General features: G+C 64.0%; 17 protein-coding genes. 5 read left to right on the forward strand and 12 right to left on the reverse strand.

The annotated features are described in order from the left end of the window. The first annotated feature begins 109 nt into the window (after positions 1–109). Positions 110–1,840: an ArnT family glycosyltransferase gene (locus tag V6F88_RS14965; RefSeq protein ID WP_332610438.1), complete on the forward strand. Its 1,731-nt coding sequence runs from the start codon at positions 110–112 to the stop codon at positions 1,838–1,840. Next, a complete protein-coding gene (locus tag V6F88_RS14970) occupies positions 1,837–3,243 on the forward strand; it encodes an MATE family efflux transporter (protein ID WP_332610440.1) in 1,407 nt (468 codons plus the stop codon). The genes V6F88_RS14965 and V6F88_RS14970 overlap by 4 nt, the downstream gene beginning before the upstream one ends. Before the next feature lie 110 nt (positions 3,244–3,353). On the opposite strand, the gene paaK is transcribed toward V6F88_RS14970, so the two are convergent. The 9 genes from paaK to paaA form a co-directional block, all read right to left on the reverse strand. Beyond that, entirely contained in the window at positions 3,354–4,673 is a 1,320-nt protein-coding gene (gene paaK / locus V6F88_RS14975; RefSeq protein ID WP_332610442.1) for a phenylacetate--CoA ligase PaaK, read from the reverse strand. A 102-nt stretch (positions 4,674–4,775) separates the two neighbouring features. Further along, entirely contained in the window at positions 4,776–5,246 is a 471-nt protein-coding gene (paaI, locus tag V6F88_RS14980; RefSeq protein WP_332610444.1) for a hydroxyphenylacetyl-CoA thioesterase PaaI, read from the reverse strand. After that, positions 5,246–6,034: a 2-(1,2-epoxy-1,2-dihydrophenyl)acetyl-CoA isomerase PaaG gene (gene paaG, locus V6F88_RS14985; protein WP_332610446.1), complete on the reverse strand. Its 789-nt coding sequence runs from the start codon at positions 6,032–6,034 to the stop codon at positions 5,246–5,248. Before paaG ends, paaI begins: the two co-directional genes overlap by 1 nt. Positions 6,035–6,048: 14 nt before the next feature. Beyond that, complete coding sequence (paaN, locus tag V6F88_RS14990; RefSeq protein WP_332610447.1) at positions 6,049–7,713, reverse strand: phenylacetic acid degradation protein PaaN; 1,665 nt, start codon at positions 7,711–7,713, stop codon at positions 6,049–6,051. Between the two features lie 47 nt (positions 7,714–7,760). Further along, a complete protein-coding gene (gene paaE, locus V6F88_RS14995; protein ID WP_332610448.1) occupies positions 7,761–8,846 on the reverse strand; it encodes a 1,2-phenylacetyl-CoA epoxidase subunit PaaE in 1,086 nt (361 codons plus the stop codon). A 13-nt stretch (positions 8,847–8,859) separates the two neighbouring features. Continuing rightward, a complete protein-coding gene (gene paaD, locus V6F88_RS15000) occupies positions 8,860–9,366 on the reverse strand; it encodes a 1,2-phenylacetyl-CoA epoxidase subunit PaaD (protein ID WP_332610449.1) in 507 nt (168 codons plus the stop codon). Beyond that, the gene (gene paaC, locus V6F88_RS15005) at positions 9,363–10,127 is read right to left on the reverse strand and encodes a 1,2-phenylacetyl-CoA epoxidase subunit PaaC (protein WP_332610450.1); all 765 of its coding nucleotides are present in this window, start codon (positions 10,125–10,127) and stop codon (positions 9,363–9,365) included. The genes paaD and paaC overlap by 4 nt, the downstream gene beginning before the upstream one ends. Before the next feature lie 14 nt (positions 10,128–10,141). Beyond that, the gene (gene paaB / locus V6F88_RS15010) at positions 10,142–10,426 is read right to left on the reverse strand and encodes a 1,2-phenylacetyl-CoA epoxidase subunit PaaB (protein WP_006218245.1); all 285 of its coding nucleotides are present in this window, start codon (positions 10,424–10,426) and stop codon (positions 10,142–10,144) included. Between the two features lie 171 nt (positions 10,427–10,597). Further along, the gene (gene paaA, locus V6F88_RS15015; protein ID WP_050447890.1) at positions 10,598–11,587 is read right to left on the reverse strand and encodes a 1,2-phenylacetyl-CoA epoxidase subunit PaaA; all 990 of its coding nucleotides are present in this window, start codon (positions 11,585–11,587) and stop codon (positions 10,598–10,600) included. Positions 11,588–11,759: 172 nt separating this feature from the next. Here paaA and paaX point away from each other — a divergent pair, with 172 nt between their 5' ends. Further along, on the forward strand, positions 11,760–12,689 hold the full coding sequence (gene paaX, locus V6F88_RS15020) for a phenylacetic acid degradation operon negative regulatory protein PaaX (RefSeq protein WP_332610451.1): 930 nt from the start codon (positions 11,760–11,762) through the stop codon (positions 12,687–12,689). 225 nt (positions 12,690–12,914) lie between these two features. On the opposite strand, the gene orn is transcribed toward paaX, so the two are convergent. Further along, on the reverse strand, positions 12,915–13,460 hold the full coding sequence (orn, locus tag V6F88_RS15025; RefSeq protein WP_332610452.1) for an oligoribonuclease: 546 nt from the start codon (positions 13,458–13,460) through the stop codon (positions 12,915–12,917). A gap of 60 nt (positions 13,461–13,520) precedes the next feature. Here orn and V6F88_RS15030 point away from each other — a divergent pair, with 60 nt between their 5' ends. Together V6F88_RS15030 and rsgA are read left to right on the forward strand one after the other, a co-directional pair. Next, positions 13,521–14,771 (forward strand): M48 family metallopeptidase, encoded by a 1,251-nt coding sequence (locus V6F88_RS15030; protein WP_332610453.1) that lies wholly within the window; start codon positions 13,521–13,523, stop codon positions 14,769–14,771. Continuing rightward, a complete protein-coding gene (gene rsgA / locus V6F88_RS15035; protein WP_332610454.1) occupies positions 14,768–15,724 on the forward strand; it encodes a ribosome small subunit-dependent GTPase A in 957 nt (318 codons plus the stop codon). The genes V6F88_RS15030 and rsgA overlap by 4 nt, the downstream gene beginning before the upstream one ends. A 123-nt stretch (positions 15,725–15,847) precedes the next feature. Here the strand turns inward: rsgA and V6F88_RS15040 are convergent, their stop codons facing one another. Then, positions 15,848–16,579, reverse strand: a complete 732-nt coding sequence (locus V6F88_RS15040) for a CoA pyrophosphatase (RefSeq protein WP_332610455.1) — start codon at positions 16,577–16,579, stop codon at positions 15,848–15,850. A 123-nt stretch (positions 16,580–16,702) separates the two neighbouring features. Beyond that, positions 16,703–17,083, reverse strand: a complete 381-nt coding sequence (gene rplS / locus V6F88_RS15045; RefSeq protein ID WP_006218237.1) for a 50S ribosomal protein L19 — start codon at positions 17,081–17,083, stop codon at positions 16,703–16,705. Positions 17,084–17,197: the final 114 nt, after the last annotated feature.

Raw genomic sequence — 17,197 nt, forward strand, 5'->3', positions numbered from 1 at the left:
GAGTCACAGCAAAAAGGCAGCCTCCGGGCTGCTTTTTTTTCCTCCCTCGCCTGCTTTTTTTGCAAGCCAGGGGCTGGCGCAACCTGATCCCTCGGTTACATTAACGCCCGTGTCCCCACTTTCTTTTTCCACTCCTGCCCGGCTCACGTCCGTGGCAACCGCGAAGCTTCCCAGGCTGATCCTGCTGGGCCTGGCGCTGGCCTATATCGTGGCCGGCCTGTTCATGCGCGACCCGTGGAAAACGGACGATGCGGTTGGCTTGGCGACGATGATCACGGCCATCCGGGAGGGCGGCATCACATGGTTGCTGCCTCAGGTCGGGCTGCTGGCCCATGCCGAAGAAGGCCCGCTGATTACCTGGGTGGGCGCCATCTGCATCTGGTTGTTCGGGCCGTTCATTGGTGACATCACCGCCGGCCGCCTGCCGAACCTGCTGTGGTTCGGCATCACGGCCGCCAGTGTCTGGTACGGCACCTACCTGCTGGGCCGCCGTAGCGAAGCGCAGCCGCTGGCGCTGCCCTTTGGCGGCGAACCCGAACCGCGTGACTACGGGCGCATGCTGGCCGACGCCGCCCTGCTGCTGCTGCTGGCTACCGTGGGCATCCTTCAGCGCACGCACGAAACCACCGTCGTACCCGCAATCATGGCCTGCCAGGCGCTGGCCTTTTATTCGTTGGCGCGCAGCGTCGACCGGCCGGTTACCGGCACCACCACGCTGGGAATCGCGCTGGCCGCAAGCTTCCTTACGCGCGGTTGGGTGGGCGCGGTTCCCATCATGATCGGCGCACTGCTGGCGTTCTATCCGCGCAGTCAATTGTGGAAATGCAAGCGCTGGCTGCCGTGGGCGGTGCTGGTAACGGTAGCGCTGATTCTGGCTTGGTGGATCCCGGCCAGCGAAAGCAGCCAGTATTGGATCCGCAACTGGAAGACCTGGAATCTGACGTCATTCGCCCTGCCGACCTGGCATGACATGGGCCGCACGTTGCGCGACCTGCCTTGGTACTTGTGGCCGACATGGCCGCTGGCCTTGCTGGCGGTCTGGCGCTGGCGCGAGTGGATCTACGCCCCGCACATCTGGCTGCCGTTGATGCTGCTGGTCTGCGCTGCACTGGTGCTGTTCGTACTGGAAGAAGCGTCCGACTCCGAATACGTGATGCTGGCCGTGCCCTGCGCCGTGCTGGGCGCGTTCTCGTTACCCACGCTGCGCCGTGGCGTGGTCAATACGCTGGACTGGTTTGCCGTCATGTGTTTTTCGCTGACGGCGGCCACCGCGTGGCTTGGCTGGGTAGCCCTGCACTTCAATTGGCCGGCGCAGATTTCCCGCAATATCGCCCGTCAGACCACCGGCTACGAGCCCGTCATTTCGTGGGGCGCCTTCACGCTGGCGGTGATCTTCACCGTGGCCTGGATTGCGCTGGTGGTGTGGCGCCTGCGTGTACGCCCGCAAGCGCTGTGGCGCGGCACGGTGCTGTCCGCGGGCGGCCTGACCGTAACGTGGATCCTGCTGGTGCTGCTGTGGCAACCCGCCGTGGACTACGCGCGCAGCTATCGCACGGTGTCGGGCCAACTGGCGCAGGCACTGGCGCAACACGCGCGGCCCGGCGAATGCGTGCGCGGCCTGAGCCTGGGCAGCGGTCAACGCGCTTCGTTCCTGATCTTTGACAACCTGACCTTCACGTTCGACGCGAAGTGCACGTTGATCCTGCAACAGACCAACAACCAAAGCCTGCGCGACAACACCGCCGCGTATAGCGACGGGGCCGACGTCTTGTGGCAGGGAGGCCGCCGCGCCGATCGCCAGGAAGTGTTCCGACTGCTGCGAGTCGGCCCGAACCGATGAATTCCGTCAACGCGGCGCCGATCTCGTTCGGCGCCACCCTGCGCGGCATCGCCAAACAAGCGTGGCCGGTGCTGATCAGCCAGTGGGCCGGCATTTCGTTCGGCGTGCTGGACACCGCCATGACCGGCCATTCCAGCGCCAGCGACTTGGCCGCGATGGCCTTGTCCGCCTCTATCTACATCACGGTTTTCGTTGGATTGATGGGCGTCGTGCACGCCCTGATCCCCATCCTTGCGCAGCAATTCGGCGCCGGCAACAACAACGAAGTCGGCCGCAGCTGGGGCCAAGGCGTCTGGCTGGCCCTGGGCCTGTCGGTGGTGGGCGCGGTGCTGATGCTGTTTCCGGACGTGTGGTTATCCATGTCGGGCGATGTAGCGCCGGGCGTGCGCGAACGGATCGGGTCCTACTTGCAGGCCCTGGTGCTGGCCCTGCCCGCCGCGCTGGTATTTCGTACCATCTACGCGCTGGGCACCTCGGTTTCGCGGCCCAAGCTGGTCATGGCGATCAACCTGTCCGCCATTGCATTCAAGGCGTTTTTCAACTGGCTGTTCATCTACGGCAACCTGGGCCTGCCCGCCATGGGCGCCACCGGTGCGGGGCTGGCAACCGCCGTGGTGTCGTGGATGAGCCTGGGCTTGGGCCTGTGGGTCATCACGCATGACCGCTTCTATCGCCGCTTCAACCTGCGCGTGGGCAAGCCCGATTGGAAGACCTTGAAGGAACTGCTGCGCCTGGGCATCCCCATGGGCGGTTCGTACCTGGTTGAGGTGTCGGCCTTTACTTTCATGGCCTTGTTGGTGGCGCGCGAAGGCACGTACGTCACGGGCGGACACCAGATCATGTCGAACCTGGCCGCCCTGTGCTACATGATGCCGATGGCGCTGGGCGTGGCCACCGCCGCGCTGACCGCGCAGGCCATCGGCGCGGGCAACCTTGCGCACGCGCATCGCACCGGCATGGCCGGGCTGGCGTTGGGCCTGATCGGCGCACTGCTGACCGCCGCCGTGCTGCTGGTGGGGCGCCCCCTGATCCTGGCCGCGTACACCGACGACATCGGCGTGGCTGCCGTGGCCACGACACTGCTGGCCGTGCTGCCGCTGTTTCACCTGTTCGATTCCATGCAGTGCATCAATTCGTACCTGCTGCGCGCCTACAAGGTGGCGGTGGTGCCGCTGTTGTTGCAGGTGGTGGCGCTGGCGGGCGTGGGGCTGGTCGGCGGCTGGTGGTTCGGCTTTGGCCCCGGCCGGGGCGGTCTGGACGGTATCCGCAATGCGCTGCTGCCCGGCTCACCCGAAGGCGCAGGCAGCATGTGGTTGATGGCGATGGTGGGCTTGGCGCTATCCGCCATCCTGCTGCACATCTGGTATCGACGCATCGTGCGTACGTTGGCTGTGGCACGGTAGCCTGCGCCGCCCTGCCCTGGCGGCTATGCGCCGGTGTCATACCAATAAAAAAAGCAGCCAGACGGCTGCTTTTTTATTGGGATTGACGGCTGAAACCGGAAAGGACCGGATCAAACCACCTTCGGTCGCTTGTCGATCACGCGGCGCGCCTTGCCCGTCAAGGTGCGCTCCACATGGCCGGCGTCCGACACCTGGATGCGCGCGCTGACGCCGATGTGCGTCTTCACGGCATGCTGCAATTGCTTGCCCAGGTTATTGCGTTCGGCCTCCGACAGCCCCGAGAACTCGGCGCGCACTTCGGTCAGGATTTCAAGCTCGTCCATATTGCCGGTACGCGACAGCACCAGTTGATAATGCGGCGCCAGCTGGGCGATCTTCAGCACCAGTTCTTCCACCTGCGTCGGGAACATGTTCACGCCCCGCACGATCAACATGTCGTCGCTGCGGCCGGTGATCTTGCCGATGCGGCGCATGCTGCGCGCCGTGGGCGGCAACAGGCGGGTCAGGTCGCGGGTGCGGTAGCGAATGATCGGCATCGCTTCCTTGGTCAGCGACGTGAACACCAATTCGCCGGCCTCGCCATCGGCCACGGGTTCGCCGGTATCCGGGTTGATGATCTCGGCGTAGAAATGGTCTTCCCAGACAACCGGGCCGTCTTTGGTTTCCACGCATTCGCTGGCCACGCCCGGCCCCATCACTTCCGACAAGCCGTAGATGTCCACCGCGTCGATACCGGCTTCTGCCTCGATATCGGCGCGCATCTGGCCCGTCCACGGCTCGGCGCCGAAGATGCCGATACGCAGCGAGCTTTGACGCGGATCAATGCCCTGGCGGCGCTGTTCTTCCAGAATATTGCAGAAATATGAGGGCGTGACCATGATGATGTCCGGACGGAAATCGTTGATCAGCTGCACTTGCTTTTCGGTTTGCCCGCCCGACATCGGGATGACCGTGCAACCCAGGCGCTCGGCGCCGTAATGCGCGCCCAGGCCGCCGGTGAACAGCCCGTAGCCATAGGCAATGTGCACGGTGTCGCCCGGCTTGCCGCCGGCCGCGCGGATCGAGCGCGCCACCAGGTTCGCCCAGTTGTCCAGGTCGCCCTTGGTGTAGCCCACCACCGTCGGCTTGCCCGTGGTTCCGCTGGACGCGTGCACGCGCGAAATACGCTCGCGCGGCACGGCAAACATGCCGAACGGATAGTTGTCGCGCAGTTCCTTCTTGGTCGTGAACGGAAACTTCGAAATATCGGACAGCTGCTTCAGGTCATCGGGATGCACGCCCGCTTCGTCGAACGCTTTCTTGTAATGCGGAACATTGTCGTACGCATGCTTGAGCGACCACTTAAGGCGCTCAAGCTGCAACGCACGCAGCTCGTCCTGGCTGGCATGCTCGATGGGGTCCAGCCCCGGCTTGCTCATGGTGTTGGACATGGTTATCTCTCTCCTGAATTTCTCTTTACGCCGGTCCGGTCGGCGCGCGGGGTTCTATCTTTGGTGGATGACGAATGTTCTAGTGGCGTTGGACCATCATCCTCAGCCTTCGGCGGCAACCCCCACGATCTGGCCCTTGATGCGATAGGACCGCCCGCGAAACAGGGCGACATTGCGGCCGTCCTGGTTGGTAACGGTGACGTCGTACACGCCCGTGCGGCCGGCCAGCGAACGCTCTTGCGCCACGGCGGTCAGCAAGTCGCCTTCAAAGCCGGGTGCCAGGTAATCGATGGTGCAGCCCGACGCCACGGTGCTGACGTTGCGCGAATTGCAAGAGAACGCGAACGCGCTGTCGGCCAGCGCGAAAATGAAGCCGCCATGGCAGGTCTTGTGCCCGTTCAGCATGTCGCCGCGCACGCGCATCGTCAGCCGCGCATAGCCGGGCGCCATTTCCTCGACCTTCATGTCCAGGCCTTGCGAGGCCGCGTCGCCCGCGTACATCACGGTGCCAACGGCCTGCGCCAGTTCCTGCGGATCGCTGGGCGCTTCAATGGGGGGAACGTGCACGGTCATCATTGCCCCTTGAATTGCGGTTCGCGCTTGCCCAGGAAGGCGGCGACGCCTTCGGCGTAGTCGGCGCTACGGCCCAGTTCGCGCATCATGTCGCGTTCCAGGTCCAGCTGCGTCGACAGGTCATTGCCCAGGCTGGCCTGCATGGCCCGCTTGGTGTATGCCAGGCCCTTGGTGGGCGCCGTGGAAAAGTGCTGCGCCAGCCGTTCCAGCGTGGCGTCGAATTCCTCGTCCGCCACGCACTGCCAGATCAGGCCCCATTCCTCGGCCTGCTTGGCGCTGAGCTTGTCGCCCAGCATCGCCAGGCCCATGGCGCGCGCGCGGCCCACCAGTCGCGGCAGCGCAAAGGTGCCGCCGGTGTCGGGAATCAAGCCCAAGCGGCAGAATGACTGGATGAAGTTGGCCGACGCCTTGGCGATGACGATGTCGCCCGCGAACGCCAGGTTGGCGCCCGCCCCCGCCGCCACGCCGTTCACGCCGACCACAACGGGCATCGGCAAGGCGTTCAGGCGGCGCACCAGTGGCGCGTAGAACTTGTCGACGGTTTCGCCCAGGTCGGGCGGCGTGCCGTCTTCGGCGGGCTTGCGCTCGCTTAAGTCCTGCCCTGCGCAAAAGCCCCGGCCCGCACCGGTCAGCACCAACACGCGCGCGCCTTCGCTTTCCACGCGCGTCAACGCGTCGGCCACTTCGGCGTGCATGTTCGCCGTGAAGCTGTTCAGCTTGTCCGGGCGGTTCAGCGTCAGGCGGGCGATGCCGCCCGACAAATCAAATTGAATGTCCTGGTAGCTCATAAGCGTCGCCCTGCTTAGACGTGACGGCGGGTTTGCACCACGCGGAAGCGGTTCGACACGAAGGCGGTGTCGGACAGCGCGGCGTTGGCGGCCGGGTTGGCGCCGGTGCCGTGGAAGTCGCTGAAGGCCGCGGTCTGGTTGACGAACACCGCGCCCGTCAGGTTCAGCGACAACGACACGCCGGACACTTCAGCCGCGTCCTGCACCTGGTCGGCCACTTGCGGGTCGGTGGTGTAGGCAGACAGCGACAGCGCGCCGTGCTGAATGACGCTGTCACGCGCCAGCTGGACGCTGTGGGCGGTGGAGTCCGTGGCCACCACGAAGGCGATCGGGCCAAACCATTCCTGGCTGATGGCGGCGTTGCCGGCTTCCGTACGCAGCAGCAGCGGCGTGCGCACGCGGGCATTTTCAAACTGCGGGTGCGTCAGCGTCTTGCTGTCCGCCACCACAGGCAGGCCCAGCGCGCGGGCCTTTTCGATGCGCTGGACGATGCCGTCGTTCTGGATGGCGCCCGTCAATTCCACGGCGCGGGCGGCGTCGGCGCCCAGCTTTTCCAATGCCACGCCCAAGGCGGCGGCGACGTCGTCAAAGCTGACGCGGCCTTCGGGCGTGTTGATGCCGTCGCGCGGCACGTAGATGTTTTGCGGCGCCGTGCACATCTGGCCCGAGTACAACGCCAGCGAGAACGCCAGGTTGCGCGCCACGCCCTTCAAGTCGTCGGTGGAATCGATGATGACCTGGTTGACGCCGGCCTTCTCGGTGTAGACCAGCGCCTGGCGGGCGTTATCTTCCAGCCAGTTGCCGTTGGCGGTGCTGCCGGTGAAGTCCACGATCTTGACGGCCGGGTCCAGCGCCAGCTTCTGCGCCGTGTCGTCGCCCGCTTCATGCGCGGCCAGCAACACCACATCGGGGTCAAAGCCGGCCTCTTGCAGCACTTCGCGCGCAACCTTCACGGTGATGGCCAGCGGCAGGATCGCGCCCGGGTGCGGCTTGACGATAACCGTGTTGCCCGTGGCCAGGCTGGCGAACATACCGGGGTAGCCGTTCCACGTGGGAAACGTCGAGCAGCCGATCACCAACGCCACGCCGCGCGGCACCACGGTGAACTGCTTTTCCATGCGGATCGGGTCGTTCTTGCCTTGCGGCTTTTCCCACATCGCCACGCCCGGAATGCGCGACATTTCCTGCCATGCGTAGGTCACCGCTTCAAAGCCGCGGTCTTGCGCGTGCGGGCCGCCGGCCTGGAAGGCCATCATGAACCCCTGGCCGGTGGTGTGCTGCACGGCGTAGGCGATTTCGAAGCTGAGCTTGTTCAGGCGCGCCAGGATTTCCAGCGACACGCCCACCCAGGCTTGCGGACCGGCGCGGCGCCAATCTTCCAGCGCGCGCTTGGACGCACTGATCAGCTTGTCGACCGGCACATGCGGGTACGTGATGCCAAGGTCAAAACCGTAGGGCGATTTCTCGCCGCCCACGGTGCCGTCGGCGTCGTGCAGGTTCAAGGGAAACGGCTTGCCCTTAAGGGATTCGAAGGCGGCGCGGCCGTCGTCGTTGGCGGTTTCGCCATAGTTGCGCGGGCTGGGCGATTCGGCAAAGGGGCTCCAGTAGCCGCGCAGCGCGGCCGCCGCCAGGGATTGTTCCAGCACGGGCTGGTGACGTTCAAAGAATTTTTGGGACACGCTTGTCTCTCCAATGAATAAGGGGTGTCTGACTGGCACGGGCCGCGTCAGGTTTCCTGGTCGAAGTCGATAACCAGGCGGTCGCTGACCGGAAAGCTCTGGCAGCTCAATACGAAACCACGCGCCACTTCGTAGTCTTCCAGGGCAAAGTTGGCGTCCATATCCACTTCGCCTTCAATGACCTTGCAGCGGCAGGTGGAACACACGCCGCCCTTGCACGAATAGGGCAGCTCGATTCCCTGCGCCAGCGCCGAGTCCAGCACGCTGTCTTTATTCTTATCGATCACAAACATGCGGCTGTGGCCGTCTTGCACCACGGTCACCTCGCACTGGCCCTTGCCCGGCGCCTGCGGCGCGTCGTGGCCGGTGCGCAATGCGCGCGGCCCCTTGGGCGCGCCGAACAATTCGAATTTGATGTTCGACTTCGGAATGCCGCGCGCTTGCAGCCGCTCGACCACGCTTTCGGTCATGGTCTGCGGACCACAGACAAAAGCGTAATCGATGTCCTCGGGGCTCATCCAGGCCGACATCAATTGATCGACCTTGTCGCCATCCAGGCGGCCGTTGAACAGTTCAATGTCCTGCGTCTCGCGGCTCATCACGTACACCAGCGAGAAGCGCTCCATGTACAGGTTCTTAAGATCTTCGATTTCTTCGCGGAACAGCACGGCCGACGACGCGCGGTTGCCGAAGAACAGCGTGAACTTGCTGCGCGGTTCGGTGGACAGCGCGGTTTTCACCAGCGAGAACACCGGCGTGATGCCGCTGCCCACCGCGAAGGCGACGTAATGGCGCTGGTTCTCGGGCGAGAAATCCACCGTGAAGTTGCCGGCGGGCGCCATCACTTCCAGCGTCTGGCCGGGTTGCAGCTCGTGGTTGGCCCAGCTGGAGAACGCGCCTTCGTCGACCTTTTTGATGGCCACGCGCAGCAGCTTGTCGTGCGGCGCGGAACAGATCGAGTACGAGCGGCGCAGCTCTTCGCCGTTCAGTTGCGTGCGCAGGGTCAGGTACTGCCCCGGCAGGAAGGCAAACTCGTCGGACAGCGTGTCGGGCAGATCGAAGGTCACCACCACGGCATCGCGCGTGTTGCGCGCCACCGAGGCCACCTTCAAGGAATGAAATTGGTTGCTCATCTTGAAACCGCTCTCAGTGAGTCTTGAAATAGTCGAAGGGTTCGCGGCAAGACACGCAGCGATACAGCGCCTTGCACGACGTGGACCCGAAGTTGCTGACCATCCGCGTATCGCGCGAGCCGCAGCGCGGGCATGCGATGGCGGGCGCGACAGCGCGGCGGCTGATGCCCGAAATATCGATGGCGCGCTCGGCGGGTGCGGCGATGCCGTAGCCCTTAAGGGCTTCGCGGCCCTTTTCGCTCATCCAGTCGGTGGTCCAGGCGGGCGCCAGGCGCGTGTCGACACGGACGTCGGCCACGCCATGACGCGCCAGCGTCTGCTGGATGTCCTGCGTGATTTCGCGCATGGCCGGGCAGCCGGAATACGTGGGGGTGATGACGACGACACAGGTGTCGCCCTCCCAGGTCACCTCACGCACCACGCCCAGGTCCACCACGGACAGCACGGGGATCTCCGGGTCGGGGACCTCGTGCAGCCAGGCATAGACCTGGTCGGCGGAAACGGGCGCCAGCGCGTTCACCAGGTGGCTCCCGGGTAGGCACGCGGCAGGTGCTGCATTTCGGCCAGCACGTAGCCCAGCGCTTCGGTGTGCTTGCCCTGGCGGCCACCCCGGTAGGCCAGATGATTGGCGGCGGTTTCATCCGGAACGGTCAGCGTGGCTTCTTGCAGCACTTCGCGCACGTGTGCCAGCCACGGTTCGCGCAGCGCGGCCAGTTCGCAGCCGATGCCGCGCGTGGCCACGTCCTGGTCGACGGCGTCGTCGGCGAACAGTTCGCCGGTAAAGCGCCAGGCGTCGTCGATGGCGGCCTGCATCTTGGCGTGGCTTTCGTCGGTGCCGTCACCCAGGCGCACCACCATGTCCGACGAACGGCGCACGTGGTAGGTGACTTCCTTGATGGACTTGGCGGCAATGGCGGCAACGCGTTCGTCGGAGGATTGCTCCAGGCGTTGCAGCAGGAAGTAGTGCCAGACGTCGAACAGGAACTGGCGCGCCATGGTGTCGGCATAGTTGCCATTGGCGCGTTCGACCAGCAGCACGTTGTGGAACTGGTGTGCGTCGCGGTGGTAGGCCAGCGCGTCTTCGTCGCGGCCCGCCCCTTCGACTTCGCCCGCCAGCGTCAGCCACATTCGCGCCTGGCCCAACAGGTCCAGCGCGGTATTGGTCAGCGCCAGGTCTTCTTCCAGGATGGGGCCGTGCCCGGTCCACGCACCCAGGCGCTGCGACAGGATCAGCGACGAATCGCCCAGGCGCAGCAGGTATTCAAACAGAGTCTTGTCCATGTCTGCCTGCCGCCTTACATGTGCTTGATTTCTTCGGGCATCGGGAAAAACGTGGGATGCCGGTAGACCTTGCTGTTGGCCGGTTCGAACAATGGTTCCTTGTCGCCGGGGCTGCTGGCCGAGATGTCCGAGGCGCGCACGACCCAGATGCTCAAGCCTTCGTTGCGGCGCGTGTAGACGTCACGCGCGTGATTGATCGCCATTTCGGCGTCCGGGGCATGCAGGCTGCCAACGTGCTTGTGGGCCAGGCCGTGCTGGCTGCGGATGAACACTTCCCACAAAGGCCAGTCTTTGCTCATGATGGATATCCTTGAAATGCCGGGCGCGCGCGGCGCGCACCGGTATGCAGTGAAGGTTGCGGTATGGGTTGCAGCAAGGGTTGCAGCAAGGGTTGCAGCAAGGGTTGCGGCGCGGGATGCGGACGCGGGTTGCAGGCGCGGGTTGCGGACGGGCAGGCGTTGCTGACCGCCTCAAGCGGCCTTGCGTTGCGCCTTCTTGTCCGCGTAAGCGACCAATGCGTCGCGCACCCAGGCGCCGTCTTCGTGCGCCTTGACGCGCGCGGCCAGGCGTTCGCGGTTGCACGGCCCATTGCCTTTGAGCACGGCGTAGAACTCGCTCCAGTCGATCTCGCCGAAGTCGTAGTGGCCGCGCTCCGCGTTCCACTTCAGGTCAGGGTCCGGCACGGTCAGGCCCAGGTATTCGGCCTGCGGCACGGTCTGGTCCACCATTTTCTGGCGCAGCTCGTCGTTGGAGAAAAGCTTGATCTTCCATGCCATCGACTGCGCGCTGTTGGGCGAATCGGCGTCGGACGGGCCGAACATCATCAGGGCCGGCCACCACCAGCGATTCAGCGAATCCTGCACCATCGCCTTTTGCTCGGGCGTGCCATGCAGGCACATCTGCATCAGCAGGTCGTAGCCCTGGCGCTGGTGGAAGGATTCTTCCTTACAGACGCGAACCATGGCGCGCGCGTAGGGGCCGTAGGAACAGCGGCACAGCGGAATCTGGTTGATGATGGCCGAACCATCGACCAGCCAGCCGATCATGCCGATGTCCGCCCAGCTAAGGGTCGGGTAATTGAAGATGCTGGAGTATTTGGCGCGGCCCGCGTGCAGGTCGTCGATCAGATCATCGCGCGACACGCCCAGTGTCTCGGCGGCGCTGTACAGGTACAGCCCGTGGCCGGCCTCGTCCTGCACCTTGGCCAGCAGGATCGCCTTGCGCTTGAGCGACGGGGCCCGCGTGATCCAGTTGCCTTCGGGCAGCATGCCGACGATTTCCGAGTGCGCGTGTTGCGAGATCTGGCGCACCAGCGTCTTGCGGTAAGCATCGGGCATCCAGTCCTTGGCCTCGATGCGCACGCCATCGTCTATGCGGCGCTGGAACGTCTGTTCGGGGCCTTCAAGCTGGTCAGCGGTTTTGACCTGTTTGACGCCGGTTTCGACGAGTTGAGCGTACATGTTTGTCTCCTTGAGACGGTTTGCGAAATCGCAAGGCAAACGTTCCGCAGTGCCGTCATGTCATAGGCGGATTATTTAATACAAAAAAACCATTGTCAAACTCAAAGCTGTATCACATTGGATTTATGTATCATATTGCGGATCCTGATATCGGCCGCATGCGGCCCCCCTTATGGCAAACCCTACGTCGCCTTTGGACCGTTTCCTGTCCCGCTTGTTGAAAAGCGACCCGCCTCGCGCCAAATCGCTCTGCGTCAGCCTGCTGGGGGACGCGTTGGCGCCACACGGCGGCGCCATCTGGCTGGGCGACCTGATCGAACTGCTGGCCCCGCTTGGTATCAATGAACGCCTCCTGCGCACGAGCGTTTTCCGGTTGGTGGCGCAAAACTGGTTGCAATCCGAGCGGCATGGCCGGCGCAGCCTGTACTTGATTTCGGAACAGGGGCTGCGACATACCGCGCATGCCTCGCAGCGCATCTACGAAGGTGCGACGCAGGACTGGAACGGGGAATGGACGTTGGTGGCGCTGCCGCGCACGGGCAACGGGCTGGCCGAGCGCGCCGAATTGCGTCGGGAATTGGTCTGGGAAGGGTTCGGCATGATCGCGCCGGGCTTGTTCGCGCACCCGCACACCGAGGCACGGGCCGCGCACGACATTCTTGAAAAGCTGGGTATCCCGGATCGGGCGCTGGTGCTGTCCGCCCGGGACCTGGCCGGCGCCGGCGGCCTGCCGATTGCCAGCCTGGCCTCGCAATGCTGGAACCTGGACGACGTGGCTGAGCAGTACCGCCAGTTCTCCCGCAACTTTGGTCCGCTGGAAAAGTTGCTGGATGAGGCACCGCCGCCCGCCGACGCGTTCGTCGTACGGGTCATGCTGCTGCACAATTGGCGCCGGATCGTTCTACACGACCCCCAATTGCCTGCCCCCATGCTGCCCGACAACTGGCCGGGCCACGCCGCGCGCGCGCTGTGCGGAAGAATCTACTGGAAGGTATTTGACGCGTCGGAGACGCACCTGAACGCGCGCGCCGGACAGGATAACGCGCGGTATACGCCATTGACGGCCGAGGTGGAATCCCGTTTCGGCGGGCGGCCGACCTGACAGGCGTTGCCGCGGGCGGGTCAAGGCCCCTGCCCGCTCATGACTGGGGGTGAATGCGGCTAGCGGATGCGGCCCGAGAATGCGGCCCGACGAATGTGGCCCGATGAATGTGGCCCGATGAATAGGCCCGATGAATAGGCCCGATGAATAGGCCCGATGAATAGGCCACAGAATGCGGCCCCAGAATGCGGCCCAGTGATCAGGGCCATTTCGATGCCGCCCGCCCTACACCTTCAGCAGGTGCTCACGGTAGTACTTGAGTTCTTCAATGGACTCGTAGATGTCGGCCAGCGCTTCGTGGCGGCTCTTTTTCTCGAAGCCCTTGTAGACGGCCGGCGCCCAGCGGCGCGCCAGTTCCTTGAGCGTGCTGACATCCAGGTTGCGATAGTGGAAGAACTGCTCCAGGCGCGGCATGTACGCAAACATGAAGCGGCGATCCTGGCTGATGGTATTGCCGCACAACGGCGATTTACCCGGAGGCACATGCTGCGCCAGAAACGCCAAGAGCGTATCCTCTGCCTGCGCTTCGGACACCGTGGACGCGCGCACCTTGTCGATCAGGCCGCTTTTGCCGTGCGTGGATTTATTCCAGTTGTCCATGGCGTCGAGCAAGCTGTCGGGCTGGTGGACAACCAGCACCGGGCCTTCGGCCACGACCGTCAGGTCGGGTTCCGTCACCACGACGGCCACCTCGATGATGCGTTCTTTCTCAGGATCCAGCCCGGTCATTTCCATGTCCAGCCAGACCAGGCGATTTTCGTTCACAGCCATATAATTTGCCTATAAAACACGCGATTTTCGCACATCCCTACTGAGCAAAACGCTTCGCCCATGTTCACACTGCTGTTCGTTGCTTTCCTGCTGGCCGATATTGCCGTGCGCCTGTGGCTGGCCGGTCGCCAGATCCGCCACGTTGCGCGTAACCGTGATCGCGTGCCGGATGAGTTCTCGCCTCGTATCGGCCTGACCAGCCATCAGCGCGCGGCCGATTACACCATCGCTCGCGTCAAACTGGGCATGCTTGAACGCACCTACGACGCCATTTTGCTGGTCTGCCTGACATTGATGGGCGGGTTGCAATTCATCGACCTGATGGTTGCGCAGCTTACCAGCAATGATTTTTTGCGCCAGATGCTTTTGCTGGTCGTGGTGGCGCTGGTGCTGGGCGTGCTGGGCCTGCCTTTCACGCTGTGGCGGCAGTTCAAGCTGGAGGCACGTTTTGGCTTCAACCGGATGACCCCCGAACTATTCATTGCCGACACGGCCAAGGGCCTGCTGGTGGCCGCCGTGCTGGGCCTGCCGCTGGCCGCGGCCGTGCTGGGGTTGATGGGCAGCGCGGGGGCCTACTGGTGGGTCTGGGCGTGGGCGCTGTGGACGGTGTTCAACCTGGCGCTGCTGATCGTCTACCCGATGTTCATTGCCCCGCTTTTCAACAAGTTCACGCCGCTGTCCGACCCGGATCTGGCCGGCCGCATCCAACGGCTGGCCCAGCGCTGCGGCTTCGCGCTGAACGGCCTGTTCGTGATGGACGGCTCGCGCCGGTCGGCGCACGGCAATGCCTACTTCACCGGCTTCGGGCGGTCGCGCCGCATCGTGTTTTTTGACACGCTGCTGGCACGTCTGAACGGCGACGAGATCGAAGCCGTGCTGGCACACGAACTAGGCCATTTCGCCAAGCGCCACATCATCAAGCGCGTTGCGTTCAGCTTTGGCGCCGCGCTGGCCTTTTTCGCCATCCTGGGCTGGGTATCGCAACAGCCCTGGTTCTACATGGACCTGGGTGTGGTGCCCCAACTGGGCGGACGCAACGACGCGATGGCGTTGCTGCTGTTCTTCCTGGTCATTCCCGTTTTTACTTTCCTGTTCACGCCGTTGGCCAGCTGGTACTCGCGTCGCGACGAATTCGAAGCGGACCGCTATGCGGCCGAGCAGAGTTCACCGCAACACCTGGTGTCCGCGCTGGTCAAACTCTACGACGACAACGCCGCTACGCTGACTCCCGACCCTGTGCATTCCGCCTTCTACGACAGCCATCCCCCCGCCGCCGAGCGCATCCGCCACCTGATGGCGCCCACCGCATGAGCGCCCCACGCAATGTCAGAAACGGCGTCGCAGTGCCCACGACCGACGCCGTGGGCGGCCAGCTGGACGGCCGCATCATCGCCGCGCACGGGCGCCACTACACCGTTGAGCTTGCCGACGGATCGCTGCGCAAGTGCTTCCCGCGCGGCAAGAAGGCCGGCGCCGCCGTCGGCGACCGCGTGCGCATCGCGCCGCAAGGCAAGGACGAAGGCGCGATCGACGCCATCCTGCCCCGCACCAACCTGCTGTACCGGTCCGACGAAATGCGGTCCAAGCAGTTCGCCTCCAACGTCGACCAGCTGTTGATCGTGATCGCGGTGCAACCGACGTTCTCGGACGACCTGACCGGACGCGCCCTGGCCGGTGCCTGGAGCGCCGGCATCTCGCCGTTGATCGTCCTGAACAAGACCGACCTGACGGAGGAATTGCCCGCCGCCCGCGCACGCCTGGCACCGATCGCGGCGTTGGGCGTGCCCGTCGTCGAACTCAGCGCGCTGGAACCTGAAAAGGTGCACACGCTGCTGGCGCCACGCCTGGCCGGCCGCACCAACTTGCTGTTGGGCCAAAGCGGCATGGGCAAGTCCACGCTGCTCAATGCCCTGATTCCGGACGCACGCGCCGCCACGCGCGAACATTCCACCGCGCTGGACATGGGCAAGCACACCACGACCAGCACGCGGCTTTATCACCTGCCGGATCCCGGCGGCGACCTGATCGATTCGCCCGGGTTTCAGGCGTTCGGCTTGCAACACCTGACGCGCGACGACATCATCCGAGGCTTTCCGGAATTCGCACAGCCCATCGAGGAATGCCGTTTCTACAATTGCACGCATCGCCGTGAACCGGGCTGCGGCGTGGTGGCCGCCTTGCAGGCGGGCAAGATAAACCCGCTGCGCTACGCGCTGTACGAGCGCATTCTTGAAGAGAATCTGGCGGGACAACAACGCTATTGATTTCGCGCTGGTCACGGACACCACGACGGCCGCACACGCCACGACAACAAAAACGGCCCGCAGGGGCCGTTTTCTTTTGCACGGATGAATAGCGGATTGGCCGGCCCGCTTTCGGCCATACCGTCAGCGCGGCTGCAATCCGTGGCGCAACAAGTGATAGAGGTTGCGCAACATGCCCGCCGTTGCCCCCCAGATGAAATGCTTGCCGTAGGGCATCCCGTAGTAATTGCGCACGCGCCCGTCGTCCAGCCTGGCTTCGTACAGCCGATGATTGGCCGGGTCCATCAGGAAGGACAGCGGCACTTCAAACACTTCGGCCACCTCGAACGCGTCGGGCGCCAGTTCAAAACCGGGCCGCACCAACGACACCACGGGAATGATCGAAAAACCCGTCGCCGTCAGGTAGGGCGGCATGCTGCCCAACACTTCCACATGATCTTCCGGCAATCCGGTTTCTTCTTGCGCTTCGCGCAAGGCGGCGGCCACGGGCGTGGAGTCGCTGGTTTCGATGCGGCCGCCCGGAAAGCTGATCTGCCCGGCGTGGTCATGCAGATGCGCGGCGCGCTGGGTCAACATGATGTGTACGCCGTCATCGCGCGTGACCAGCGGAATCAACACGGCAGCCGGCACCGGTGTGCCCTCGCGGCCGGGGTAACGCAGATCGTTGTCGCGCGAAAGCTCCAGCGTCCAGGTGGATGGCTGGTTCAGCGTGCCCCGCAGGCGATCCGGGGTCAACAAGCTGGCAGGTACGGCCGGCAGAGAATCGTTGGCCACTACCCACGGTTGCGTCGCCGGATCGAAGCCGGGGCGCACAAGCGGCCGTCGAGGCCGCGCAGAATACGAGGAATCAGACATACGGCTTTGCAAAAAGAAAAAGGCACCCTCGCAGGTGCCTTTTTAACCCGGAAACCTGTGCCGGACGGAAACGCTGAATGGCGCGAACGTCCGACACTGGTAGGGCCGTGTGCCGATAAGCGATCAAGCCGCCGAGGCTTGCTTGCTGACCAGCTTTTCCTTGATACGTGCCGACTTGCCCGAGCGGTTGCGCAGGTAGTACAGCTTGGCGCGGCGCACGTCGCCGCGGCGCTTGACTTCGATGCCGGCGATTTGCGGCGAGTACAGCTGGAACGTACGTTCCACGGCTTCACCCGACGAAATCTTGCGCACGGTGAACGCGGAGTTCAGGCCGCGATTGCGCTTGGCGATAACAACGCCTTCGAAAGCCTGCACGCGCTTGCGGGTGCCTTCAACGACGTTCACGCTCACGATGACGGTGTCACCAGGAGCAAATTCAGGCTTGGCTTGGCCGCCGGTCAGACGGGCAATTTCTTCCTGTTCCAGGATAGCGATAAGGTTCATGAGAACTCCTAGATCATCTTGTCTTTGCGGGCTAAAACTATTGCCGTTCGTTTTTTACCGATGTTGTTACTGGTGCCGCAAGCAGAGGATGAGATTTGGCAAGCCGATGATTCT

It is taken from the genome of Achromobacter sp. ESBL13 (genome assembly GCF_036668755.1).
In the GTDB taxonomy this organism is placed as follows: Bacteria; Pseudomonadota; Gammaproteobacteria; order Burkholderiales; family Burkholderiaceae_B; genus Achromobacter.